Origin of the sequence: Pelistega ratti (assembly GCF_009833965.1) — a bacterium.
GTDB classification, from domain to species: Bacteria; Pseudomonadota; Gammaproteobacteria; order Burkholderiales; family Burkholderiaceae_B; genus Taylorella; species Taylorella ratti.
Map to the genome: position 1 here is coordinate 1,020,921 of NZ_CP047165.1, position 24,852 is coordinate 1,045,772.

The window sequence follows — 24,852 nt, forward strand, 5'->3', positions numbered from 1 at the left end:
TAATGAATAAGCCAACCATTATTTGTATCGCTGGGCCTACCGCCGCAGGTAAATCAGCCTCTGTACTGACTTTAGCAGAGCATTTACCCATAGAGGTAATTAATGTTGATTCAGCCACTATTTATCGAAATATGGATATTGGTACAGCCAAACCTAGCCGAGAAGAACAACAAAGCGTTCCACAGCATTTATTAGATATTCGTGATCCTTTAGAGAGCTATAGTGCCGCCGATTTCTATCAAGATACCCTACGCCTTATACAAGACATTCAAACCAGAGGCAAAATCCCTATCTTAGCAGGCGGTACAATGATGTACTACAAAACACTACGTGATGGTTTACATGACCTACCCTCTGCTAATAATACTTTGCGTACTACATTAGAACAAGAAGCACTTGAAAAAGGTTGGGCTTTTATGCATCAAAAGTTACACCAATTAGACCCTCAAACCGCAGAGCGACTAGCACCTAATGATAGTCAGCGTATTCAACGAGCGTTAGAAGTGATAACTCTTACAGGTAAACCCCTCTCTGCCCTCTTTGCCGAACAAAAACCTACACAAAGCCCCTATCATTTTCATACGATTAGTTTAGAGCCTAATGATAGAACACAGCTACATCAACGCATTGCACAACGTTTTATACAAATGATGGATAGTGGTTTTTTAGAAGAGGTACGGACACTTTATCAACGAGGGGATTTACATACTGATTTACCCTCTATTCGCTGTGTGGGTTATCGCCAACTATGGCACCACCTCACCGGTGAAGTGAGTATAGATAAAGCAATTGAACAAGGTATTGCTGCCACACGCCAACTGGCAAAACGACAAATCACATGGCTACGGAGCCAACCTGAACGCACAATTATTGACTGTTTTGATAAAAATGTACCACAGCAAGTCTTAACAACCGTTAAGCAAATACTTCAGTTATCAAATTAAAGTACAAGTACAGTTAAATATATTTCATATCCCTAAAAATACAGATAAGATAACTATACAAAAAAGACTGTACTCACTACTGAATACAGTCTTTAAATCCCATTATTAGGGAATAAAAAATACTCCCTATATAACATCTCTACACGACTACGGTTTGGGCTTGCCCCTCTTGTTGAGCAACAATTTCACCTAGTGCATAGACTGTTTCACCCAGTTCTTTAAAGGTTTGTGTAATCGCTGCTTCTTGTTCAGCATCTACCACAATTACCATACCAATACCACAATTAAAGACACGGTACATTTCTTCTTGAGCCACATTACCCTGCTCTTGTAACCATTGGAAAAGCGGGGGGAATGTCCATGCAGATTGTTGAATTTGGGCGGTTAATCCTTTTTGTAAAATACGAGGAACATTATCTAATAACCCCCCTCCTGTAATATGGGCTAACCCTTTGATAGATTCACCATGCTTTGCTAAAGCAGCTAAAACAGGTTTTACATAAAGGCGAGTTGGAGCCATCACCACATCGACAAGTGGCTGACCATGAAAATCATCTGTCGGTTTTGCCCCTGCACGTTCAATAATTTTGCGGATAAGTGAATATCCATTAGAATGTGCACCACTAGAGGCCAAACCAATAATTTTATCCCCTACTTTAATAGATTTACCATCAATGATTTTGGACTTATCTACTGCACCAACAGCAAACCCTGCTAAATCATATTCACCATCTGGGTACATCCCCGGCATTTCTGCCGTTTCACCACCAATCAAGGCACACCCAGACTGTTCACATCCTTTAGCGATTCCTCCTACAACAGCAGCTGCAGTATCAACACTTAATTTACCACAAGCAAAATAATCTAAGAAAAATAGAGGTTCTGCCCCTTGTACTAGAATATCATTAACACTCATTGCCACTAAGTCAATACCTACTGTATCATGGCGATTCCACTCAAAAGCGAGGCGAAGTTTAGTTCCTACACCATCTGTACCAGACACAAGCACAGGCTCTTTAAATTTTTTAGGCACTTCAAATAAAGCACCAAAGCCACCAATACCTGCCATCACCCCTTCACGTAATGTTTTGGCAGCCAAAGGTTTAATGCGATCTACTAATGCATCGCCTGCATCAATATCAACACCGGCATCACGATAAGTGAGAGAATTTTTTTCATTTGTTGTCATGGAATCCGCCTAAAATAGATAAAGTAACCTATTAAACGTCATTTATGCCTTTTTTACCCATTCATTATTCATCCTATTACGCTTGTAAATCGTATATAATGGCATACATAAATGACGAAAATTTTAATCTGAATGATTTCTGATATAAACCATTCAATAAGAAAGTATAATTTTACGCTGAATAGAAAAAATTCGTTGCTATTTTCCATGAAAGAACAATTATTTTTAACCTCTTTACTTATTAAGCCTAACCCTAGCTTTGACAATTTTGTCCTAGGGGAAAATCAAGAGGTCGTTTTTATCCTACAAAACCTATCCGCAGGACAAGCTGTTTATCTTTGGGGGGGGGTAGGTTCTGGTAAATCTCACCTTTTACATTCCCTAATGACTGAACATACCCACCTCTTTACATCGACTTCATTTCCTCACCAACAACATGATATACCCCCCATAATGGCTGGGGATTATGTATTAATTGATGATGTACAAGATTTTTCTGATGAGCAAAAAGAGGTTTTATTTAATCTTTACAATGAATGGCAGGCCAGAAAAGCAAAGGATAATGCCTTTACCATTGTAAGTACGGGTAATCTCCCTCCCCTACAGATGCAAATGAGGGAAGATTTACGCAATCGTCTTGGTTGGGGAATGGTTTACGCTTTACATACCTTAAATGATGAAGATAGTAAAAATGCCTTAAAAAAACGTGCTGATGAAAAAGGGTTTACACTAAGTGATGATGTACTACAGTGGATTTTTACGTATTGTCCAAGAGATATGCGTACACTTTTTGCCTTACTTGAAGCACTTGATGAATACTCACTTAGCCAAAAACGCCCTATTACTATTCCCTTAATCAAGAACTTTATTAAATCACAGGAAATTTTTCAATGAGTACAAAAACACTTGCCTTATTTGACCTTGATAATACCTTATTACCTATTGATAGTGATCATGAGTGGCTTGAATTCCTTGCTCGTCATGGACTTGCTGGCGATCCTCAAGAGGTAAAACGCCGTAATCAAGAAATTTATGCCAAATATGAAGCAGGAACACTTACCGCCGAAGAAGCCAATCTTTTTATGTTGAGTTTTCTAACATTGCATCCTATTGTTGATTTAGCCAAATACCATGAACAATATATGCAAGAAGTTATCCGCCCTCATATCCTTCCTCAAGCAATCGAACTTGTCGGTAAACATTTACGCAACGGAGATTTATGTTGCTTAGTTAGTGCAACTAATTCATGGGTAATTACACCAATTGGACGGGCATTTGCTTTTGAGCATATTATTGGTACACAACCTGAAATTATTAAGGGGCAATTCACAGGAAAGTACACGGGTGTTGCCAGTTATAAAGAGGGCAAAATTACACGTGTTCAAGAGTGGTTATCCTCTCTAGGATTGCGTTTTGATGATTTTGAGCAAAGTTTCTTTTATAGTGACTCTATTAATGATTTACCTTTATTAGAACGGGTAAGCCACCCTATTGCAACCAATCCACATACGAAACTTCGTGAGGTTGCACAAGCGAAAGTTTGGACAATTTTAGATTTATTTCAATAAAGATTATGTTTACAAAAACAATTACCAAATACGTTAGCAAACTCTTTAAACCTAAACAACATACCACACCGCGTATTTACACAAAAGAGGAACATGGTATTGATATACGACTTGTCTCCCGTAATGCCATTAAAGTATGTGAGGTTTTACAAAAAAAGGGGTATCAAGCCTATATTGTAGGTGGTGCTGTACGTGATTTAATCTTAGGGCATGAACCCAAAGATTTTGATGTTGCTACTAGCGCTACCCCCGAAAAAGTTCGTGCACTTTTTAGACGAGCTAGAATTATTGGTCGCCGCTTTCGGTTAGTTCACGTTGTATTCGGATCTGAAATTATTGAAACCTCTACATTCCGAGCAGCAGGTAATCAAATCACCGATGAACAAGGGCGTATTCTGAATGATAATATTTTTGGTGATCTCAAAAGTGATGCGGCTCGCCGTGATTTTACGCTAAATGCCCTCTATTATGACCCTATTAAACAGGAAGTTATTGATTACCACAATGGGGTTGCTGATTTACGCAAGCGCCTTGTCAGAATGATTGGTGATGCTGAAACCCGTTATCGTGAAGATCCTGTCCGTATGCTAAGAGCTATTCGGTTTGCTGCAAAATTAGATGCCAAGATAGAAAAAAATACTCAGCACCCTATCAAACCATTAGCCCATTTAATTTCTAATGTCCCTGATTCTCGCCTTTTTGATGAAACGTTTAAATTACTGACGTGTGGTAATGCTTTAACCTGTCTTAAACAATTACGTGCAGAGGGGCTTCATCAAGGCATTCTACCTTTATTAGATTTAGTGCTTCAACAAGAAGGAAGTTTAAAACTTATCGAGGTAACACTAGACCGTACGGATCAACGTATTCGTCATAATAAACACGTTAGTGCCAGTTTCTTATATGCTGCCCTGCTATGGCCGCTTGTTCAAGCCTACCAGAAAGAAGAAATACAACGAGGAAATACTCCTCCAGTTCCAGCACTAGTCCATGCCGTCAATCGTGTATTAGATGAACAGGTACAACGACTCTCTCTCCAAAAACGCCATAGTGCAGAGATGCGCGAAATATGGTTAATGCAACCTCGCTTTACTAAGATAACCCCTCGCTTTATCTGGCGTATGATAGGACAACCTTATTTCCGTGCTGCTTGTGATTTCCTACAAATTCGTGCAGCTTGTCATGAATTTGATAGTGTATTAGCCCAGTGGTGGATGGATTTAGCTAATGCCTCAGATAGTGAAAAAGCCGTGATGATTCAAGAAGCCGCCCAAAAAGCACAGCAAAAATCATCTCGTTCACGGACTAAAGTAGCCAGTACCATAAGTACTGAAAATAATATCGCATCACCTATAGAGGAACAAGATAGTGCTACCCCTAAAAGCTCCCCTCAACGAAAACGCCGATACCGTACACGTCGCCGTGCTAATCGTAAGAAATGGTCTGCTGAAAATAGAAGTCAAGAGGGATAATTCTAAACAGTATTCATTCGTATAGTTTATCTTTTAAAGAAAAATATACACAAAATATGCTGTTTACCTAGTCTTTATCCTAACGTACATCATCAAACATAAGGGGATATATTGCTATATCCCCTTTAACTTTCTATATGATATTCATCACAAAATATGATATATCACACAAAATCTTCTGCTAGATGACAAGCCACTTGTCGCCCGTCCACTTCACGTAATACTGGCTCTTCTTGGTGACATCGCTCAATAGCATGGGGACATCGTTTATGAAAGGCACAGCCCAATGGCGGATTAATAGGAGATGGTAATTCCCCTTTAATCATAATTTTCTGATACCGTTTTTCAGGGTGAATCGTAGGGGTAGCCGATAATAAAGCACGCGTATAAGGATGTAATGGTTTTGCATATAACACCGACTTTTTACTGATTTCAACTGCTTTACCCAAATACATTACCAACACATCATCTGCCATATGTTCAACAACAGCAAGGTTATGTGAAATAAAGACATAGGCAGTTTTAAGCTGTTCTTGTAAATCCATAAACAGATTTAGTACCTGTGCTTGAATAGAAACATCAAGGGCAGAAGTAGGTTCATCTGCAATGACTATTTTAGGGTTAAGAATCATTGCCCTTGCAATAGCAATACGTTGCCGCTGTCCTCCAGAGAACATATGCGGATAACGATAGTAATGTTCTGGACGTAACCCCACTATTTGCATCATCTCATCAATCTTCTGCTTACGTTCCTGTGCATTTAAAGACGTATTGATGATTAAAGGTTCGGCTAACTGATCGCCTATTTTCCGTCTAGGATTTAACGAACCATATGGGTTTTGAAAAACCATTTGTACTTTTTGACGTAAGGCTTTAATTTGTGTTTTATCACGATAATTAACTTGCTCACCATCTAAAAATAGTTGCCCTCTACTCGGCTCTTCAATCAAGGTTAATTGTCTTGCAAGTGTCGATTTACCAGAACCTGACTCACCAACAATTGCCAATGTTTTTCCCGCTGATAAATCAAAGGAAATACCATTTAACGCTTTGACTGTTGCTTTAGATTTAAACAATCCTTTTGATACATCATAATGACGCGCTAAATCACGCACACTTAATACTACTTTATTATCCATGTGCTTTCTCCAGTGCCATTAGGGGTTTAATACAACGGACAGAACGTTCTTGATAATCAACTAATGCAATACGCTGCTGACGACAGGTATCTTCAACATAAGGACACCTTGGTGATAATAAGCAACCTTTGGGTCGATCATATTTTCCCGGGACAATCCCCGGTAAGGTTTTAAGTCTTTTTTCACCCTGACTGGATTCAGGTACAGCGGCTAATAATGCTTCTGTATAAGGATGAGCTGGTTGATAAAAAATCTCTGGAATATGACCTAATTCAACCTCTTGCCCTGCATACATCACACAAACATTATGAGCAACTTCAGTCACAACTGCTAAATCATGTGTAATCATAATAAGTGCCATATTATTTTGTTTTTGTAAACTTACTAATAAATCCATAATTTGTGCCTGAATGGTAACATCTAATGCTGTAGTTGGCTCATCTGCAATTAATAATTTAGGTTCACAAGCAATTGCCATTGCTATCGCAACACGCTGACTCATACCACCTGATAATTGATGGGGATACGCAGATAAACGAGACTCAGGTTCAGGGATTTCAACAATTTTCATTAACTCAATCGCTCGCTGACGAAGTGCTTTCCCTTTCAGTCCTTTATGAATTTTAAGGACTTCCTCAATCTGAAAACCTACTGTAAAACTAGGATTTAAAGCCGTCATTGGATCTTGGAAAATCATTGATATATCTTTACCAATAATCTGACGGCGCTCTTTCGGTGTCAGTGTTAGCATATCCTTACCATCAAATACTAACTTATCAGCAGTGATATGTCCTTGCCCATCTAGTAATCCCATCAGAGCCATCATTGTTACCGATTTTCCAGAGCCTGACTCGCCAACAATACCTAGAATTTCACCTTCTTTTACTTCAATACTTAGGCTATCTACCGCATAAAAGGGGTTTTCTTTTGTACCAAAACGTACAGATAAATTTTCAATAGATAATAAACTCATCTTCTCTCTCCCTATGCTGCTTGTTTTAGTTTGGGATCTAGGGCATCACGTAAACCATCACCCATCAGATTAATTGCAAGCACGGTTAATAAAATAGCTAATCCCGGAAAAGTAACTACCCACCATGCACTTGAAATATAATCACGTGCTGTTGCTAACATTGTTCCCCACTCAGGAGCAGGTGGTTGTACACCGAGTCCCAAGAACCCCAATGCAGCAATATCCAAAATAGCAGAAGAGAAACCTAATGTCGCCTGTACAATAATAGGTGCCATACAGTTTGGTAAAACAGTAACAAACATTAATCGCCATATCCCTGCACCAGCGACACGAGAAGCCACAACATAATCTTTACTTAACTCACTCATCACAGAGCCACGGACTAAACGAATATAAGCAGGCAACCCTACCACCGCAATAGCGATCATTGCATTCATAATACCAGGGCCTAAAATCGCCATAATCGCAATAGCAAGTAATACCGAAGGTAGTGCAATCATAATATCCGCACTTCGCATAATCACCCGACCAATACCTTTAGGATAAAAACCTGCCAATAAGCCTAGAAAAATACCTGGTAATAAAGTAATAAGCACCGCACAGATACCAATAAATAAAGAAAGCCTTGCTCCATAAATAATACGAGAAAGAATATCTCGCCCTGCCTCATCTGTACCAAGTATAAATGTCCAAGATCCCCCCTCTTGCCAAACAGGTGGCTGTAGCATATGCTCACGGTATTGAACGATGGGATCATGTGGTGCAATATAAGGGGCAAAAATCGTACAGGACACCATCAATAGTAAAAAAATAAGTCCTATCACTGCTCCTTTATTGTGCATAAAGTGGGTGATAAATTCTTTAAGTGGTGAAGGATATTTAATTTCTCTCACACGATCCTCCACTAAAATCATATTTTCTGTACTCATCATACTTCCTTAACGAGCGTGTCGGATACGAGGATTTACTAAACCGTAAACCACATCCACTAATAAATTAACCAAAATTACTAGCGTTGCCACAATTAATAAACCATTCTGTACAACGGGGTAATCGCGTCTAAAAATAGAATCCACTAACCATTTTCCAATTCCGGGCCACGAAAAAATGGTTTCGGTTAATACCGCACCACCAATTAATACCCCTATTTGTAAGCCAATCACTGTAACAACCGCAATCAAGGCATTACGTAAAGTATGAATAAAAATAACACGGCGAGGTGATAAACCTTTTGCTTTTGCGGTGCGTACATAATCTTCACCCATTACTTCTAACATTGAAGAGCGAGTCATACGCGAAATAACAGCCAATGGAATCGTTCCCAACACAATAGTAGGTAAAATCAAATGATGTAAAGCACTTAAAAAAGCCCCTTGATTAAATTCTGGATCTTCCCATTGTGCAATTAAGCTATCAATCAGCATAAATCCTGTATGCGGTTCAATATCATAAAAAAGGCTAATCCGTCCTGATACAGGTGTCCAACCCAATACACTGGAGAAAAGCATAATTAACATTAAACCCCACCAGAAAATAGGCATAGAATATCCTGTTAGTGATAAACCCATCACACCATGATCAAAGATTGAACCTCTTTTAACTGCTGCCAATACCCCTAATAAAATACCAAAAATACTACCAAATAAAAGCGCCATAATGCCCAACTCTAAGGTAGCAGGAAAAAGTGCTTTAAACTCTTCCCATACACTGGTATTAGTCACAAAAGACTTACCTAAATCACCCTGTAATAAACCTTTTAAATATTCCCAATATTGAATATAAAGCGGTTGATCTAAACCCAAGCGCTTAACAATACTGGCATAAATTTCTGGATCATTAGAGCGTTCGCCCATCATGATTTGTACTGGATCACCTGGAATTAGGTGTAGTAATAAAAAAGTTAAGAGCGTAACCCCTAATAAAGTAGGAATAAGGGCAACGACTCTTTTTAGCAAAAATAAAAACATTTTACTCTTCCCGTCTGTTTGGTAATAAATGTAGTGATACAGACCTAGGTTTCCCTATTTGAATTTCATTCAATACTACCAATAATTATTGACATAAATGACAAAAGAGTGGAGATCACCCCACCCTTTTATACACTTACTACTCATCGATCCTATTTTACACTAACACCTGTAAATTGAAATGCACCTAATGGACTTACTTTAAATCCTTCCACATTACTGGTTGTCGGTACATTCACAATAGATGTTCCCACAGGAGAACCCGGCATTTGCTCATGGAAAACCACTTGTGCTTGTTCATATAATTTGGTTCGCTCAGCAACATCACTAATTTGGCGTGCTTCTGTTAGTAATTTTTGGAAAGGCTCATAACAATAACGTGAATAATTGCTACCACCAACGGCTTCACAACCAAATAAGTTGCCTAACCAGTTATCTGGGTCACCATTATCGCCTGTCCAGCCTGCCATTACCATTTGGTGTTCACCCGCTTTAGCACGTTTAAGATATTCTGCCCATTCAAACGTTGTGATATTTACCTTAACACCAATTTTTGCCCAGTCTGCTTGTACTAATTCAGCCATTAGACGACCATTAGGGTTATAAGGACGTTGTACAGGTAGTGACCATAAGGTTGCCTCAAAGCCATCAGGAAAACCTGCTTTAGCTAATAATTCTTTCGCTTTTTCAGGATCATAATCACGGACTTTAATCTCTTTATTAAAAGACCATTGAGTAGGAGGCATAGGATTCGGGGCTAATTGACCTTGACCACCATAAACAGCATCAATAATTGCTTGTTTATTGATAGCGGTATCCAATGCAACACGAACATCTACTTTATCAAAAGGTGTTTTTTCAGTATTGTAGTAAATCATACCTACATTAAAACCAGGGATCGTTAATACATTAATCCCTTTATCTTTTTTCATATTCTCTACATCTGCCGGTAAAGGATAGGACATCACATGACACTCACCTGCTTTTACTTTTTGATAACGAACAGAAGCATCTTTTGTAATGGCAAAAATAAGATTATCCACAAGTGGCATATCTGATTTATCCCAATACTCTTTATTTGCTTTATAACGAATAACGGCATCTTTCTGATAACGCTCAAAAATAAAAGGCCCAGTCCCTACAGGTTGCTGATTAATCATTGCAGCTTTACCATCTGCTAATAATTTATCCGCATATTCTTTTGAGTAAATAGAACCCACCATAGGCATAGCGATTGTTTGTGTAAATGACGCATCATTTTTATTCAGTGTAAATTTCACTGTATAATCATCAATCTTTTCAACACGCTTAATATTCTTATCTAGCCCCATATCGGTAAAATAAGGGAATTCAACAGGATAGGCTTTATTAAAAGGATTTTCTTTATTGGCTAAACGATCAAAAGTAAAGACAACATCATCAGCATTAAAATCTCGAGTAGGTTTAAAATAACGTGTTGTATGCCACTTCACCCCTTTTCGTAGATGAAAGGTATAAACTAAACCATCATCAGATACATCAAAACTTTCTGCTAAGCCCGGAGCAGCCTTTGTTTCACCACGAGGAAACTGTAAAAGCGTATTAAAGATATTATTTGCACTTGCATCAAAATCTGTACCTGCCGTATATTGAGCAGAATCAAAACCTGCAGGACTTCCCTCAGAACAGTACACCAAAGTATTAGCAGCATGAGCAGTACCAGCAAAAACCATCAAAAGAGAGGCAACTAAAATAGTGGATGTTTTCTTCATAATCTTTCTTTCTAAAAATAAATAATGTATAGAAATGTTATAACGCAGTTTAGTATAAAGTGCAACTAGTAGTTTCACGAAGTTACCATCATTTTGACAAATCATATACCTATTGACTAAAAATCGTTGAGAATGAGACAAAAAAACAGCCATATACCTTTGATATATGACTGTTTATTTTTATAAAGAAACTTAATTAATTTCTATTTTTTAATATTTTGGCGAATAATTTTTTGCCATTTCTCTGGACCCGTTGTATGAACAGAAGTACCCGATGCATCTACGGCTACGGTTACTGGCATATCTTTTACCTCAAATTCATAAATCGCTTCCATTCCTAAATCTTCAAAACCGACAACTTTAGCAGAACGAATCGCCTTAGACACCAAATAAGCAGAACCACCAACCGCCATTAAATAAGCAGATTGATGTTTTTGAATCGCCTCAATAGCAACAGGCCCACGCTCTGCTTTACCAATCATGGCAATAAGCCCTGTATTTGCCAACATCATTTCAGTAAACTTATCCATACGGGTTGCTGTTGTTGGACCAGCAGGGCCTACAACCTCATCACGCACAGGATCGACAGGCCCTACATAATAAATGACACGATTTTTAAAATCGACAGGAAGTGGCTCACCTTTAGCAAGCATATCTTGAATACGCTTATGTGCAGCATCACGCCCTGTTAGCATTTTACCGTTGAGTAATAGCGTTTGACCGGGTTTCCAGCTTGCCACTTCTTCTTTCGTTAACGTATCTAAATTAACTTGTTTAGATTGATTGTAGTCAGGCGCCCATTGTACTTTAGGCCAAGCATCTAATGAAGGAATGGGTAAATCTGCCACACCACTACCATCAAGGACAAAATGCACATGACGAGTTGCCGCACAGTTTGGAATCATAGCAATCGGCTTAGAAGCAGCGTGTGTTGGGTAAGTATTAATCTTAACATCTAACACAGTTGTCAAACCACCTAAACCTTGCGCACCAATCCCTAAGGCATTAACTTTCTCATAGAGTTCAATACGTAATTCTTCCACTTTATTTTGAGGGCCACGAGCAAGTAACTCGTACATATTAATATCTTCCATTAGGGATTGCTTAGCCATCAGCATCGCTTTTTCAGCCGTTCCCCCAATACCAATACCCAACATACCCGGAGGACACCAACCTGCCCCCATTTGAGGAACCATTTTTAATACCCAATCCACAATACTATCACTTGGATTTAACATGGCAAATTTTGTTTTATTTTCAGAACCACCCCCTTTAGCAGCCACTTGTACATCAATAGTATTGCCAGGAACTAATTCTACCGATAGTACACAGGGTGTGTTATCACGGGTATTTTTACGTTCAAAAATAGGATCCGTTAAAACAGAGGCACGCAATTTATTATCAGGATTAAGATAACCTTGACGCACCCCCTCATCACAGGCTTCTTGCAATGTTGATGTTAATTCTAATTTAACATCCGTGCCTATTTTTAAAAATACATTCACAATTCCTGTGTCTTGACAAATCGGACGATGCCCCTCTGCACACATACGAGAGTTAGTTAAAATTTGGGCAATGGCATCTTTAGCGGCAGGATTTTGCTCTTTTTCATAAGCACGCGCAAGATGTTGAATATAGTCTTGTGGGTGATAATAACTAATGAATTGTACTGCATCAGCAATTGATTGAACCAAATCACTTTCTTTAATAATCGTAGCCATAAATAAATATTCTCAATAAAGTCAGTAAAAACGAAATGCCTACATCATACTGGAATTTAAGTAGAAACCTGAGCGGGTATCTTGTAAAACCTATGGTTTGTTAGTGATAACTATTCTCATCATTTCGCTAAAATAATAATAAATTCCTTTTAAATAACGACTTAACTTTATGAATAAGACAATTAGTTTTTAGATATAACCAGCATTAATTTAAGCAACTTAATACTATTATTTATTGATTTTTTGATAAGCAATTGGGAAATAATTATCTGTTTAAGCTCTCTTCTGCATCATCTCATTTTAAAAATTGATACCATAAAAGTACATTATATTTCCTAAAAATCTCGCTATAACCCTATTAAATAGATTGATTTTGCTCATCCATTTTCTCTTTTTCTGGTATAGTGCTATTAATTTGTTAATAATTCTTATTTTTATTTAGAATATAGTTAGGAGTAATTTTATGTCAGTAACTCGTATAGAACACGACACAATGGGTAATGTAGAAGTACCCAGTGAGGCATACTGGGGCGCACAAACTCAACGCAGTAAAATGAACTTTAAAATTGGGGGTGAAACACTTCCTCTTCCCCTTATTCATGCAATGGCGCTGGTTAAAAAGGCAGCAGCCAAAACTAATGCCTCTTTATCACGCATCAAACCAGAACAAGCAGAATTAATTATTCAAGCCGCTGATGATGTACTTGCGGGTAAATTTGATCAACAATTTCCTCTTGTCGTATGGCAGACAGGCTCTGGTACACAATCTAATATGAATATGAATGAAGTGATTGCCAACCGTGCCAATGAAATTGCAGGAACAGGTTTAGCAGCCTATCAACCGATCCACCCTAACGATCATGTCAATCATGCTCAATCAACCAATGATTCCTTTCCAACCGCTATTCATGTCGCTGCGGCTATCGAAATCAACCGCTTACTAATCCCTGCTGTTACCACTCTCAGAAATACATTAGCCCAAAAAGCAGAACAGTTTAAAGATATAGTTAAAATTGGTCGTACGCATCTTCAAGATGCCACTCCTCTCACGCTAGGGCAAGAATTTTCTGGTTATGTGAGCCAATTAGACCATAGTTTAGTACGTATTCAAGATGCATTAAAAGGTTTATATGAATTGCCATTAGGTGGTACAGCAGTAGGAACAGGTCTTAATAGCCACCCAGACTATGCCGTTAAAGCCGCTGAAAACTTAGCTTCTCTTTCTGGCTTACCCTTTGTGACTGCTCCCAATAAATTTGAAGCCCTTGCTGGTCGTGATGCTTGCGTTTTTGCATCAGGTGCTTTACGCACATTAGCGGTTAGTTTAAATAAAATTGCCAATGATATTCGCTGGTTATCCAGTGGGCCTCGTTGTGGCTTAGGTGAAATCACAATCCCTGAAAATGAACCCGGCTCTTCTATTATGCCGGGCAAAGTCAATCCTACCCAATGTGAAGCAATGACGATGGTCTATTGCCAAGTGATGGGGAATGATACAACAATTGGTGTGGCAGGTGCTTCTGGTAATTTTGAGCTTAATGTTTATATGCCAGTCATTGCTTATAATCTTTTACAGTCTATCCGTTTATTGGGTGATGCGTGCAATAGCTTTAATGATAATTGTGCGGTAGGCATTGAACCGGTTAAAGAAAAAATTGATTATTTTCTTCATCACTCATTAATGTTAGTAACAGCACTTAACCGCCATATCGGTTATGAAAATGCCGCCAAAATTGCTAAAACGGCTTATAAAAATAATCAGTCGCTCAAAGAAACGGCTATTGCACTGAATTTACTCACTGCCGAGCAGTTTGATAATTTGGTAAAACCTGAAGAAATGGTATCACCCAAATAAATAGTCGCTACCAAAGATGGTGTCTTTATAGCAAAGATACCATCTTAATTAAAAATATTTAATATTTTTAACCAATTGATTTTATTCATTAATATTTTATTTGATCATTTAAATAATAAAAATTCTAGTTACTAGACAAGCGAAGCAATATCTTTTAGAATGCTAGAAGAGCCTTATATCACAAGGTTTACAATATCAATCAAATCTTATAAGATATTCCCTTTTTCTAAAAAGATTAAGACAGAATCCAAGTAATAATTTTGTACAAAATTAATGGAAATTAAGGAAATAAAAAAATGAAAGCAGTAGTCATTTATGAAGCTGGAGGAACAGATAAGCTGATATATCAGGAAGTTCCAAAACCAAAATTTAAAAAAGGTTGGTCTTTAATAAAAGTAAAAGGATTTGGAATAAATCGATCTGAAATTTTTACAAGAAAAGGATATTCCCCTGATGTTAAATTTCCACGAATACTAGGGATTGAATGTGTTGGCATTGTGGAGCAGAGCGAAAAGTTTGAAATAGGAACAAAAATAGTATCAATAATGGGGGAAATGGGGAGAGCGTTTGATGGAAGTTATGCAGAGTATGTGCTACTTCCTAATGAACAAATTTATCCAATAGAAAGTAATTTATCATGGGAGTTATTAGCTGCCATACCTGAAACTTACTATACAGCTTATGGTTCTTTTATAAATCTTAGAATAATAGAAGAAGATAAGATATTAGTTAGAGGAGCAAGTAGTGCGACTGGAATAGCTTTTTGTAACTTGACAAAGGCACGATTTCCAAAAATTAAAGTCTATGGAAGTACTCAAAATATATCCAAAAGGGAAGTATTGCTTAAAAGCGGTTTTGATGAAATTTTTGAGGATAAGGGATATATACTACAAACAGAGGAGAAATTTAACAAAATACTTGAATTAATAGGTCCTCGATCAATTAAGGATTCTATTAAACATCTTAATCGTTTTGGCATTGTTTGTAGTACGGGACAACTTGGAGAACAGTGGTTTTTAAAAGATTTTGATCCCATAATAGAACTCAAGAATGATATATATTTGACAACATTTTATTCAGGGATTGTTGATTCTTTAAGATTAAACGAAATGCTCGATTTTATAAATAAGTATAATGTTATGGCAAATCCTAATAAAATTTTTAAGTTAGATGAAATTCACAAAGCGCATCAATATATAGAGAGTAAAAACAGTTTTGGAAAAGTAGTGTGTATTGTCTGATATCTGAATTTTTGCTAACTATCGATAAAATATAAATTCTTAGAGAAGTAGAATAAAGTGTACCTATAACATTAGGACAGTTAAAAACCTATAATGATCCAATTTAAACTATTATTATTTCAATATTTCATAGTTTTTTACATTTTAATCATATAGCCTATCCACCATTTTTTAACCATTTATTATCGCTATAATCAAGAAGATAGAAATAGCCCAATCTATCCTTTAGTTTTTATCCTAACGATAATCTCCTACGGTTTAATACAAATAGGAAACCTAATGATTAAATACCAAAATGTCTCTTTATATAAGGCAAATAATGCTATCTTACAAAACTTAACCTTTGAGATTAAAGCACAAGAATTCTTTGTCTTAATTGGACCTAGTGGTAGTGGTAAAACAACGACCATCAAACTGATTAATCGTCTTATTGAACAAACCGATGGTGATATTCTTTTTCAGGGAAAACGTCTAAAAGACTTTGATTTAAGGGAATTACGACTAGAAACAGGCTATGTTTTACAACAAATTGCATTATTTCCTAATTTAACAGTAGAAGAAAATATTGCTCTTATTCCTGATATGAAAAAATGGAATAAGACAGACACCCTAAATAAAACAAAAATATTACTTAGTAAAGTTGGGTTAAATCCCACTCATTATCTGCATCGCTTACCCCATGAATTATCAGGTGGTGAACGTCAGCGAGTGGGTATTTTAAGAGCCATTATTGCAAACCCCAAGGTTTTACTCATGGATGAACCCTTTTCAGCCCTTGACCCTATTAGTCGAGCACAGTTACAAGAACTCATTAAAACACTACATCAAGAATACCAAATGACAACCGTATTCGTTACACACGATATGGAAGAAGCATTAAAACTAGCCGATAGAATTTGCTTAATGAAAGCAGGAAAAATCATACAAATTGGTACCCCAGAAGAATTACATCATCAGCCTGCCAGTACCTTCGTAAGTGATTTTATTCAAAAAAGGAAAATGTAATGAATCAATTGATAACAAGTTTTTTAGAGCGTTATCCTCAATGGCTAACCGCCCTATTTGAACATTTACAGATTTCTTTACTTTCCTTAATTATTGCCATTACTATCGCTGTACCACTTGGTTTATTACTATCACGGAACAAACCACTCAGTGAATGGAGTTTACAGATAACAGGCATTTTTCAAACCATTCCTTCCTTAGCCCTACTCGGTCTTTTTATCCCCTTTTTGGGTATTGGTACATTGCCTGCTGTAGTCGCATTGGTTATTTATGCCATTTTTCCTATCCTACAAGGAACACTAACTGGGTTAGCCACAATTGATCCCTATTTAGAAGAAGCAGCAACTGCCTTTGGTATGAATAAATGGGAAAAGCTAAAGAAATTTGAATTAGCCTTAGCTATGCCTATCCTTATGGCAGGTATCCGAACCGCTTCTATCATGATTATTGGTACAGCTACCCTTGCTGCCTTAATTGGAGCAGGTGGGTTAGGCTCATTTATCTTATTAGGTATTGATCGTAGTGATTCAGGACTTATTTTAATTGGTGCTATATCCTCTGCCTTACTCGCTATTCTTTTTAGTAGTGTCATTCGATTCTTACAAAATAAAAAACCTCGTACAATATTAATTGCTTTTATCCTTAGCTTACTTAGTTTAAATATACACTTTCTACTAAAAACCCCATCAAGTAGCCCCTCTCTTATCATTGCAGGAAAACTCGGTGCAGAACCTGAAATTCTGATGAATATGTATAAGATATTGATTGAAGATCAAACCAATCTATCCGTAGAAGTAAGACCTAATTTTGGAAAAACAAGTTTTCTATTTGAAGCACTTAAATCAGGGAGTATTGATATTTATCCCGAATACACGGGAACCATCACTACAACGTTATTAAAAAATCCACCCTCAGACTTATCCAACAATCCCAATGAAGTCTATACTTATGCTCAAAAAGCAATTTTGGCGCAAGATAACTTGGTGTACTTAAAACCCATGAAATTCCAAAATACCTATGCCCTTGCCGTACAAGAAGACTATGCAAAAACAAACCATTTAACAACTATTTCTAATTTAAAGTATATTCAGAAGAGTGCTATTGCTGGTTTCTCTTTAGAGTTTAACGATCGTAAAGATGGCAATATAGGTCTAAAAGAACGCTATGGGCTACACCTTAATGTCAAAACAATGGATCCTGCCCTTCGCTATGAAGCCATTAAAAATGGAAACATTCAGATTGCCGAAGTATTCTCAACAGATAGCAAACTCATTACCTATCAACTCAAGGTGTTAGAAGATGATAAAGGGCTTTTCCCACCCTATCAAGCTGCTCCATTATTAGCAAAAGCAACACTTGAAAAATACCCTGAACTAGAAGATATACTAAACCAACTAGCAGATAAAGTATCCACACAAGAAATGAGCCAAATGAACTATACCGTTGATGTCGTTGGAAAACCTGCCTACCAAGTTGCTAAAGAGTATTTAGAAAAGGAAGGTTTAGTAAAAAGTATTCAACACCAATAATGGTTGATTTAATAAGAAATATAAACACACTTACTCTCTAGGAAAAATAAATACGATTATTTTTTCTCATAATTTATTCATGGTAATATTATCTAAGACAATATCCCTCATGTCTTTTTAATTTTTATATAGGAGTTTAATAATGGAATTAAAGAGTTATTTAACGGATGCCGTAAGAGCAGAATTGATAGCAGCACATGCAGATGAAGCATTAATGAATATGGAAGAAAGTAAAGCAGCGGCTGAGGCAGATGATATGGATACTGCTTGGCGATGGTTAGGAAAAAATGATTTACCTGACTACACTTTAAAATTACTAAAACAATCACGAGGAGCAGATTTTATTAGAAAATATGGTTTTAATACAGTTAATGCCGATAAATCGTATGGGGAAAATTGGTTAAATGAGTAAGTTAGACTATTACTTAGCGTTAGAAAGTGAAGGAATCAAAAATTTAATGAAAAGTAGGCTCAATCAATCTATAAAAGATACTCAAAATAATATTTATAAACATATTACACAATCTACTTTAAAAAAGGATATTGATTCTATTATTGCAAACGAAAAAACAATTTTGAAGGCTGATTTAGAAAGAAATGCTAATAGTCAATCCATGATAAGTAGTTTAAAAACAGCTTTAAATGAAATTACTGTTATTGAACAACATTTAATACTAGTAGAAAATGCACAAGACTATAAAATGATTAATAAAGCATATAGCCTGCCCAAAAATCGTAAAGCAGGTTTACCTTATGATGAGGCTAGACAGGCTTTTGCAAGTCATATTACTCGATTAAGTAATATGGATAAAGTACGTCTAAGCGATAATGATAAAAAGATTATTAACGCTCGACAGGAAGCGATAAAAGTAGCTTCAGATATTTATAAAGAGAAACAACAAAAAATACTAGGTATTAATGTATGTTCTATTTAGCTCTACCTCAATCACATCACTTGGCATTTGTTGTGTATCTAGTACTGAGTCAAACAACATTTTTTCACGATTAAAAACCCTAAGCCGATTAACTAATCTTGTCTTAACTATTGCATCTACATTTTTTGCTAAACAAGCCACTACTAAATCATGATGTTCTTTTGGTGTGTATCGAGGAATTCCACCCGCTTTTAAATCTTTATCCCCTCTCTCAATAGTGCTTTGCCAGCTTATATCTTTAGGACAAGTGCAAATAATCACCTCTGTACAATAAGCATTTTCTTTAAATTTATTGAGTTCTTTTAAGGGAGTTTCAATTGTTCTAAATGTCCCTTCAATAATCACATTAAACCGATGCTTTATAGCTTCATCCCTTACTTTACTTACCATTAAACCTGCAAAATCACCAGTATATTTAGAAGCCTCTTTATTATGGACTTTATAAATATCTTCATAACGACTATGATAATGCCTATAATCATCACCATTAATCACAAGGACATTACCATTTAACTCATCAATCACCTTCTTACTACCAAAGGCTTTTCCTGCTCCGGGCTGACCCCCTAATAACACTATCTTAGGATTATTTGACGTAGAAAGAGTCTGCCCTAATAGTAAATCACTCCATACATCTTTAAATTTCTTTTCTACATCATCTGTAACGGAATACCCCTCTAAGATTAAACTATTCATATTATCCTCTCCTTATTGATATTTTGATTCGATACATTTTATTTCATCTAAGATAACTTCAAAATCTAACGCCTCTGGATAAGATTGATATAAAAAGTTTCTTATTCTCGCTAAAGCGACTCTATCTTGATGAGGTGGTTCTTCACTGCCAACGATTATCGTTACTTTTGCCAATACCCTAGCTACAAAATTGAGTAAGACATCTTTCTCCATCACTGTTGCCATCACTATTCTCCCATAAACTTCCTCCATTATATCCCTATTATTTCATCACCATTGAGAAAAAATCTCTATAACCATGTCATCTGAAAGTCAAACTTATATAACAGCCCATTATCATCATTAAGTATCTCTTTAATTTATATCAAAATTTATATTACACACAAAAATTCCACCCCCCAACACTACCCCTCTATATGGTAAAATTGACCATTATTCTTTTCAGCCTGAGTAACATTCATGCTTACATTTCAACAAATTATTCTCACCCTACAAAACTATTGGGGTGAACAAGGTTGCGCCTTACTACAACCCTATGATATGGAAGTAGGTGCTGGTACATCACATACAGCTACTTTTTTAAGAGCCATTGGTCCAGAACCTTGGTTTGCAGCTTATGTTCAACCATCACGCCGCCCCAAAGATGGACGATACGGAGAAAACCCCAATCGTTTACAACATTATTATCAATTTCAAGTTGTTCTTAAACCAGCCCCACAGAATATTTTAGATCTTTACATTGGCTCACTAAAAGCACTAGGGATTAATCCACAAGAACATGATATTCGTTTTGTAGAAGATGACTGGGAAAATCCCACACTGGGTGCATGGGGCTTAGGCTGGGAAGTTTGGTTAAATGGTATGGAAGTTACACAATTTACCTATTTCCAACAAGTCGGCGGATTAGATTGCTCTATTACGACAGGTGAAATCACGTATGGAGTAGAACGTATCGCCATGTACCTTCAAAATGTAGAGAGTGTATATGATCTCGTATGGACTATTCGCCCTAATGGGGACAAAATTTACTACCGTGATGTATTCCATCAAAACGAAGTAGAACAATCTACCTATAACTTTGAATATGCCAATACAGAAGTCCTCTTTCAACACTTTAATGATTATGAGGCACAGGCACAGCAACTCATGGCATTAGAAAATCCACTTGCCTTACCCGCTTATGAACAAGTGCTCAAAGCCGCACATACCTTTAACTTACTAGATGCACGTAATGCCATCAGCGTAACAGAAAGAGCAAGCTATATTGGACGTATTCGTAATCTATCTCGTGCTGTTGCACAATGCTATTATCTTTCCCGAGAAAAACTGGGCTTCCCTATGTTGGAGGTAAAATAATCATGACTACACAACCATTACTCATTGAATTATTTACAGAAGAATTACCTCCCAAAGCATTACGCCGCCTAGGAGAGGCTTTTGCACAAAGTATTGTGAATGATTTAAACAAAGCTAAACTTATCAAAGCAGACACAGCATTTGAAAGCTTTGCAACCCCTAGACGGCTAGCAGTTCTTGTACAAGGTGTACGCAGTCAAGCACCTGAACAAGCCTTTACCGAAAAGCTCATGCCAGTTAAAGTCGGTTTAGATAGTGAAGGACAAGCAACACCTGCCCTTTTAAAAAAATTAGCCAGTAAAGGATTGGCACACCTCACCGTTGCCGACCTAAGCCAAGAATCCGATGGAAAACAAGATTATCTTATCGCCAAAGGAATGGCAGCAGGTGTATCACTTAAACAGCATTTACAAAGCATCGTTGAAAAAGCCATTGATAGCTTACCAATTCCAAAAGTTATGCGTTATCAATTGGCAGATGGTAAAACAACCGTTAAATTTGTTCGCCCTGCTCACGGTCTTGTTGCTTTACACGGCGACAATATTATTCCTATCCATATTCTTGGACTAGAGGCTAGCAATATCAGTCATGGTCATCGTTTTATGGGGCAAACGGATATTACCTTAAATAATGCACAAAGTTACGCACAACAACTCGAACAAGACGGTATGGTGATTGCCTCTTATCAAAAACGTCTTGAAAATATTCGTCAACAACTTGAACAAACTGCCACCACCTTAAATCTTACGATTGGTCAAGATAGTGCGGTTGAAGATTTACTTGAAGAAGTCACTTCACTGGTTGAATACCCTACCATTTATATTGGTCAGTTTGAAGAAAAATTCTTAGCCGTGCCGCCAGAATGCTTAATTCTTACTATGCGTTTAAATCAAAAGTACTTCCCTCTTTTCGATAAGCATACGGGTAAATTAAGCCATCAATTTTTAATTGTTAGCAATATGGCTGTTAAAGATCCTCACCATATTATTGAAGGCAATGAACGTGTCGTTCGCCCTCGATTAGCTGATGCGGAGTTTTTCTTTAACACCGACCGCAAACAGACACTGGCTAGCCGAGTTGATCAATTAAACCATATTGTTTATCACAATAAATTAGGCACTCAATTAGCACGGGTAGAGCGCGTTCGTGCTTTATCTCGCTATATCGCCGATAAATTAGGGGCAAATAGTGCTGAAGCCGATCGTGCTGCTTTTTTAGCTAAAGCCGATCTTACCTCTAATATGGTGGGAGAGTTTCCTGAACTACAAGGTATTATTGGTGCTTATTATGCAAAAGCAGATGGTGAGTCTGCATCTGTTGCACAAGCGATTGCCGATCAATACTTAGTACGTTTTGACCAACCCATTACCGAGCATAATCTTACCAGTGTTATCCTTTTTATCGCTGAACGTATTGAAACCTTAGTCGGTATCTGGGGGATTGGACTATTACCCACTGGTGAGCGTGATCCTTATGCCTTACGTCGTGCCGCTTTAGGCATTATTAGTGCTTTTGATGCCCTCAATGCTTCTGGTTATTTTAAATATACTGATAAGCTCAAACTTATTGATTTACTGCATACAGCACAGGCACTTTTTGTGAAAGCAGGTATTGATATTAATCCTCATACCGCACTAGAAGTCCAAAACTTTATCTTTGAACGATTACGTCATCAATTACAAACACAGCATAATCGCTTTGTTGTAGATGCTGTACTTGCTCTTAATCCTCACTTAGATGAAGTGATTGACCGTGTAAATGCGGTTAGTCAATTTACTGCTTTACCAGAAGCAAGTAGTTTAGCAGCAGCTAATAAGCGAATTGGTAATTTACTCAAAAAAGTAGAAGGAAATATCCCTGCCCTACATAAAGAGAAACTCAGCGAAGCAGCTGAAATTACCTTAGCTAATCTTATTGAGAATATTGCCCCTATTGTACAGTCTCATTTTGATAAAGCAGAGTTTACACAAGCACTTCAACACGTTGCACAAACGAAAGAAGCGGTTGATGCTTTCTTTAATGATGTTATGGTGATGGCAGAAGATGACGCTATTCGCCAGAATCGTCTTGCCTTACTCAATCAACTGCATCAAACTATGAATTTAGTTGCAGACCTTTCTAAACTTGCCCAATAGTCTTATGAAATTAATTATCTTAGACAGAGATGGTGTCATTAATCATGAGAGTGCTGAATTTGTCAAAAATGCTGATGAATGGATACCTCTAGCGGGTAGTATTGAAGCCATTGCTCAACTCTACCATGCAGGTTATAAGATTGTCGTAGCCACTAATCAATCTGGGCTAGGGCGTGGATTATTTGATATTCATGCCTTACATGCCATGCATAAAAAACTACAGCAATTACTTCAAGAAAAAGGGGCAATGATTGATGCTTTCTTTATCTGCCCTCATCACCCTGATGATAATTGCACTTGTCGTAAACCACTCCCCGGAATGTTTAATGACATCAAAGAACGCTATGGGATTCAACAAGCAGGAGAATTTTTTGCGGTAGGCGACTCGCTTAGAGATTTACAAGCTGCTTCTGCTGCTGGTTTTAAACCATGGCTTGTTCTTACTGGCAATGGTAGAAAAACACATCAAAAAGGCGAGCTTCCTATCGGAACAGTCATTAGTCCTGATTTAAGTAGTGTAGTTAAGCTATTACTTGAGGAGTCATAAATGATTTATCTTCGCTCATTATTATTCTATATTTGGTTAATCCTTATCACGCTTATTTTTGCACCTTTAACAATTGTACTCGTTATTCTTCCTTTTAAAAAACGTTGGCCTATTATTACCACATGGAATACATTAGCCATTTGGGGAGCAAAAGTTATTTGTGGTATTCGCTACCAAATTAAGGGCGAAGAAAATATTCCCTCCTATGCTGCCATCTATCTTTGTAAACATCAATCGGTATGGGAAACAATTTTCTTTCCTGCCTTCTTTAAACGAAGCCTAGCTTATGTTTACAAGAAAGAAATTGACTATATCCCTATTTTTGGATGGGCATTTATGACCGCTCAGCAAATTGCCATCAACCGTAAAAAACGGCGTAGTGCAATGATCCAGCTTTTAGAACAAGGGTCACAACGGTTAAAGGATGATCGTAATATCTTTCTTTTTCCTGAAGGATCTCGTATGCCTATTGGTCAAAAGGGGCAATACAAATTGGGAGGTGTACGTCTAGCAATTCATACAGGGAAAGGTATTATTCCTGTTGCTCATAATGCGGGGATTTGTTGGGCAAGAAATGCTTTTATCAAAAAACCGGGCATAATCACCGTCTCTTTTGGACCCGAAATTACCCCTGATAAGGGATTAGATGATAAAGCACTCAATGCCAAAGTAGAGGCATGGATTGAAAACGAAATGCGTATTATCGATCCGCAATCCTATCACGATGAACCAAAGAAAGATTAATCATTATTTCAATAAATAATAGACTTACTATTTTCAACGTCATCAACTATACACTTAATACCTATAAACTACGCAATACAAACGA

At 37.1% G+C, this 24,852-nt stretch carries 23 protein-coding genes; 14 read left to right on the forward strand and 9 right to left on the reverse strand.

Annotation, left to right across the window (positions count from 1 at the left end):
* Nucleotides 1-2: 2 nt before the first annotated feature.
* The gene (gene miaA / locus F9B76_RS04380) at nt 3-944 is read left to right on the forward strand and encodes a tRNA (adenosine(37)-N6)-dimethylallyltransferase MiaA (RefSeq protein ID WP_159991012.1); all 942 of its coding nucleotides are present in this window, start codon (nt 3-5) and stop codon (nt 942-944) included.
* Nucleotides 945-1,083: 139 nt separating this feature from the next.
* Here the strand turns inward: miaA and purM are convergent, their stop codons facing one another.
* On the reverse strand, nt 1,084-2,133 hold the full coding sequence (gene purM / locus F9B76_RS04385; RefSeq protein ID WP_159991013.1) for a phosphoribosylformylglycinamidine cyclo-ligase: 1,050 nt from the start codon (nt 2,131-2,133) through the stop codon (nt 1,084-1,086).
* Between the two features lie 207 nt (nt 2,134-2,340).
* On the opposite strand from purM, the gene F9B76_RS04390 reads away from it, so the two are divergent.
* From F9B76_RS04390 to pcnB, 3 genes are read left to right on the forward strand one after another with little or no spacing between them, the layout of a single operon-like run.
* Nucleotides 2,341-3,027 (forward strand): HdaA/DnaA family protein, encoded by a 687-nt coding sequence (locus tag F9B76_RS04390; RefSeq protein WP_159991014.1) that lies wholly within the window; start codon nt 2,341-2,343, stop codon nt 3,025-3,027.
* Nucleotides 3,024-3,701 carry an HAD family hydrolase gene (locus F9B76_RS04395; RefSeq protein ID WP_159991015.1) on the forward strand — a complete coding sequence of 226 codons (678 nt, stop codon included), beginning with the start codon at nt 3,024-3,026 and terminating at the stop codon, nt 3,699-3,701. Before F9B76_RS04390 ends, F9B76_RS04395 begins: the two co-directional genes overlap by 4 nt.
* A 5-nt stretch (nt 3,702-3,706) precedes the next feature.
* A complete protein-coding gene (pcnB, locus tag F9B76_RS04400) occupies nt 3,707-5,173 on the forward strand; it encodes a polynucleotide adenylyltransferase PcnB (RefSeq protein ID WP_159991016.1) in 1,467 nt (488 codons plus the stop codon).
* 164 nt (nt 5,174-5,337) lie between these two features.
* Here pcnB and F9B76_RS04405 read toward each other — a convergent pair whose 3' ends face one another.
* The 6 genes from F9B76_RS04405 to F9B76_RS04430 form a co-directional block, all read right to left on the reverse strand.
* Nucleotides 5,338-6,312, reverse strand: coding sequence for a peptide ABC transporter ATP-binding protein (locus tag F9B76_RS04405; RefSeq protein WP_159991017.1), 975 nt, complete (start codon nt 6,310-6,312; stop codon nt 5,338-5,340).
* A complete protein-coding gene (locus F9B76_RS04410) occupies nt 6,305-7,285 on the reverse strand; it encodes an ABC transporter ATP-binding protein (RefSeq protein WP_159991018.1) in 981 nt (326 codons plus the stop codon). The genes F9B76_RS04405 and F9B76_RS04410 overlap by 8 nt, the downstream gene beginning before the upstream one ends.
* A gap of 11 nt (nt 7,286-7,296) precedes the next feature.
* Nucleotides 7,297-8,199 carry an ABC transporter permease subunit gene (locus tag F9B76_RS04415; protein WP_235914894.1) on the reverse strand — a complete coding sequence of 301 codons (903 nt, stop codon included), beginning with the start codon at nt 8,197-8,199 and terminating at the stop codon, nt 7,297-7,299.
* A gap of 24 nt (nt 8,200-8,223) precedes the next feature.
* Nucleotides 8,224-9,252: an ABC transporter permease subunit gene (locus F9B76_RS04420; protein WP_159991019.1), complete on the reverse strand. Its 1,029-nt coding sequence runs from the start codon at nt 9,250-9,252 to the stop codon at nt 8,224-8,226.
* Between the two features lie 152 nt (nt 9,253-9,404).
* Complete coding sequence (locus tag F9B76_RS04425) at nt 9,405-11,003, reverse strand: ABC transporter substrate-binding protein (RefSeq protein WP_159991020.1); 1,599 nt, start codon at nt 11,001-11,003, stop codon at nt 9,405-9,407.
* Nucleotides 11,004-11,206: 203 nt separating this feature from the next.
* Nucleotides 11,207-12,724, reverse strand: coding sequence for a fumarate hydratase (locus tag F9B76_RS04430; RefSeq protein WP_159991021.1), 1,518 nt, complete (start codon nt 12,722-12,724; stop codon nt 11,207-11,209).
* 463 nt (nt 12,725-13,187) lie between these two features.
* Here F9B76_RS04430 and fumC point away from each other — a divergent pair, with 463 nt between their 5' ends.
* The 6 genes from fumC (at nt 13,188) to F9B76_RS10250 (ending at nt 19,289) form a co-directional block, all read left to right on the forward strand.
* On the forward strand, nt 13,188-14,579 hold the full coding sequence (gene fumC, locus F9B76_RS04435; RefSeq protein WP_159991022.1) for a class II fumarate hydratase: 1,392 nt from the start codon (nt 13,188-13,190) through the stop codon (nt 14,577-14,579).
* Nucleotides 14,580-14,875: 296 nt separating this feature from the next.
* Complete coding sequence (locus tag F9B76_RS04440) at nt 14,876-15,820, forward strand: alcohol dehydrogenase catalytic domain-containing protein (protein ID WP_159991023.1); 945 nt, start codon at nt 14,876-14,878, stop codon at nt 15,818-15,820.
* Between the two features lie 279 nt (nt 15,821-16,099).
* Complete coding sequence (locus F9B76_RS04445) at nt 16,100-16,825, forward strand: ATP-binding cassette domain-containing protein (RefSeq protein ID WP_159991024.1); 726 nt, start codon at nt 16,100-16,102, stop codon at nt 16,823-16,825.
* A complete protein-coding gene (locus F9B76_RS04450; protein ID WP_159991025.1) occupies nt 16,825-18,354 on the forward strand; it encodes an ABC transporter permease/substrate-binding protein in 1,530 nt (509 codons plus the stop codon). The genes F9B76_RS04445 and F9B76_RS04450 overlap by 1 nt, the downstream gene beginning before the upstream one ends.
* A 142-nt stretch (nt 18,355-18,496) precedes the next feature.
* Nucleotides 18,497-18,766: a hypothetical protein gene (locus F9B76_RS04455; RefSeq protein ID WP_159991026.1), complete on the forward strand. Its 270-nt coding sequence runs from the start codon at nt 18,497-18,499 to the stop codon at nt 18,764-18,766.
* Nucleotides 18,759-19,289, forward strand: a complete 531-nt coding sequence (locus F9B76_RS10250) for a hypothetical protein (RefSeq protein ID WP_201289354.1) — start codon at nt 18,759-18,761, stop codon at nt 19,287-19,289. The genes F9B76_RS04455 and F9B76_RS10250 overlap by 8 nt, the downstream gene beginning before the upstream one ends.
* Here the strand turns inward: F9B76_RS10250 and F9B76_RS04465 are convergent.
* On the reverse strand, nt 19,263-19,985 hold the full coding sequence (locus F9B76_RS04465; RefSeq protein ID WP_159991027.1) for a zeta toxin family protein: 723 nt from the start codon (nt 19,983-19,985) through the stop codon (nt 19,263-19,265). The two genes, F9B76_RS10250 and F9B76_RS04465, sit on opposite strands and share 27 nt — an antisense overlap.
* Before the next feature lie 12 nt (nt 19,986-19,997).
* Nucleotides 19,998-20,210 carry a hypothetical protein gene (locus F9B76_RS04470; RefSeq protein ID WP_159991028.1) on the reverse strand — a complete coding sequence of 71 codons (213 nt, stop codon included), beginning with the start codon at nt 20,208-20,210 and terminating at the stop codon, nt 19,998-20,000.
* Nucleotides 20,211-20,444: 234 nt separating this feature from the next.
* Between F9B76_RS04470 and glyQ the strand changes: the two genes are divergently transcribed.
* The 4 genes from glyQ to F9B76_RS04490 are packed head-to-tail and all read left to right on the forward strand — an operon-like array spanning nt 20,445 to nt 24,767.
* Nucleotides 20,445-21,341, forward strand: a complete 897-nt coding sequence (gene glyQ, locus F9B76_RS04475; RefSeq protein WP_159991029.1) for a glycine--tRNA ligase subunit alpha — start codon at nt 20,445-20,447, stop codon at nt 21,339-21,341.
* A gap of 2 nt (nt 21,342-21,343) precedes the next feature.
* Nucleotides 21,344-23,476 carry a glycine--tRNA ligase subunit beta gene (gene glyS / locus F9B76_RS04480; RefSeq protein WP_159991030.1) on the forward strand — a complete coding sequence of 711 codons (2,133 nt, stop codon included), beginning with the start codon at nt 21,344-21,346 and terminating at the stop codon, nt 23,474-23,476.
* A gap of 4 nt (nt 23,477-23,480) precedes the next feature.
* Nucleotides 23,481-24,023, forward strand: coding sequence for a D-glycero-beta-D-manno-heptose 1,7-bisphosphate 7-phosphatase (gmhB, locus tag F9B76_RS04485; RefSeq protein ID WP_159991031.1), 543 nt, complete (start codon nt 23,481-23,483; stop codon nt 24,021-24,023).
* Nucleotides 24,024-24,767 carry a lysophospholipid acyltransferase family protein gene (locus F9B76_RS04490; RefSeq protein ID WP_159991032.1) on the forward strand — a complete coding sequence of 248 codons (744 nt, stop codon included), beginning with the start codon at nt 24,024-24,026 and terminating at the stop codon, nt 24,765-24,767.
* The last annotated feature ends 85 nt before the right edge of the window (nt 24,768-24,852 follow it).

What these genes read in the sequence shown, in the direction of transcription:
- miaA (WP_159991012.1), top strand. Translation starts at nt 3, where the DNA reads ATGAATAAGCCAACCATTATTTGTATCGCTGGGCCTACCGCCGCAGGT.
- purM (WP_159991013.1), bottom strand. Translation starts at nt 2,133, where the DNA reads ATGACAACAAATGAAAAAAATTCTCTCACTTATCGTGATGCCGGTGTT.
- F9B76_RS04390 (WP_159991014.1), top strand. Translation starts at nt 2,341, where the DNA reads ATGAAAGAACAATTATTTTTAACCTCTTTACTTATTAAGCCTAACCCT.
- F9B76_RS04395 (WP_159991015.1), top strand. Translation starts at nt 3,024, where the DNA reads ATGAGTACAAAAACACTTGCCTTATTTGACCTTGATAATACCTTATTA.
- pcnB (WP_159991016.1), top strand. Translation starts at nt 3,707, where the DNA reads ATGTTTACAAAAACAATTACCAAATACGTTAGCAAACTCTTTAAACCT.
- F9B76_RS04405 (WP_159991017.1), bottom strand. Translation starts at nt 6,312, where the DNA reads ATGGATAATAAAGTAGTATTAAGTGTGCGTGATTTAGCGCGTCATTAT.
- F9B76_RS04410 (WP_159991018.1), bottom strand. Translation starts at nt 7,285, where the DNA reads ATGAGTTTATTATCTATTGAAAATTTATCTGTACGTTTTGGTACAAAA.
- F9B76_RS04415 (WP_235914894.1), bottom strand. Translation starts at nt 8,199, where the DNA reads ATGATTTTAGTGGAGGATCGTGTGAGAGAAATTAAATATCCTTCACCA.
- F9B76_RS04420 (WP_159991019.1), bottom strand. Translation starts at nt 9,252, where the DNA reads ATGTTTTTATTTTTGCTAAAAAGAGTCGTTGCCCTTATTCCTACTTTA.
- F9B76_RS04425 (WP_159991020.1), bottom strand. Translation starts at nt 11,003, where the DNA reads ATGAAGAAAACATCCACTATTTTAGTTGCCTCTCTTTTGATGGTTTTT.
- F9B76_RS04430 (WP_159991021.1), bottom strand. Translation starts at nt 12,724, where the DNA reads ATGGCTACGATTATTAAAGAAAGTGATTTGGTTCAATCAATTGCTGAT.
- fumC (WP_159991022.1), top strand. Translation starts at nt 13,188, where the DNA reads ATGTCAGTAACTCGTATAGAACACGACACAATGGGTAATGTAGAAGTA.
- F9B76_RS04440 (WP_159991023.1), top strand. Translation starts at nt 14,876, where the DNA reads ATGAAAGCAGTAGTCATTTATGAAGCTGGAGGAACAGATAAGCTGATA.
- F9B76_RS04445 (WP_159991024.1), top strand. Translation starts at nt 16,100, where the DNA reads ATGATTAAATACCAAAATGTCTCTTTATATAAGGCAAATAATGCTATC.
- F9B76_RS04450 (WP_159991025.1), top strand. Translation starts at nt 16,825, where the DNA reads ATGAATCAATTGATAACAAGTTTTTTAGAGCGTTATCCTCAATGGCTA.
- F9B76_RS04455 (WP_159991026.1), top strand. Translation starts at nt 18,497, where the DNA reads ATGGAATTAAAGAGTTATTTAACGGATGCCGTAAGAGCAGAATTGATA.
- F9B76_RS10250 (WP_201289354.1), top strand. Translation starts at nt 18,759, where the DNA reads ATGAGTAAGTTAGACTATTACTTAGCGTTAGAAAGTGAAGGAATCAAA.
- F9B76_RS04465 (WP_159991027.1), bottom strand. Translation starts at nt 19,985, where the DNA reads ATGAATAGTTTAATCTTAGAGGGGTATTCCGTTACAGATGATGTAGAA.
- F9B76_RS04470 (WP_159991028.1), bottom strand. Translation starts at nt 20,210, where the DNA reads ATGGCAACAGTGATGGAGAAAGATGTCTTACTCAATTTTGTAGCTAGG.
- glyQ (WP_159991029.1), top strand. Translation starts at nt 20,445, where the DNA reads ATGCTTACATTTCAACAAATTATTCTCACCCTACAAAACTATTGGGGT.
- glyS (WP_159991030.1), top strand. Translation starts at nt 21,344, where the DNA reads ATGACTACACAACCATTACTCATTGAATTATTTACAGAAGAATTACCT.
- gmhB (WP_159991031.1), top strand. Translation starts at nt 23,481, where the DNA reads ATGAAATTAATTATCTTAGACAGAGATGGTGTCATTAATCATGAGAGT.
- F9B76_RS04490 (WP_159991032.1), top strand. Translation starts at nt 24,024, where the DNA reads ATGATTTATCTTCGCTCATTATTATTCTATATTTGGTTAATCCTTATC.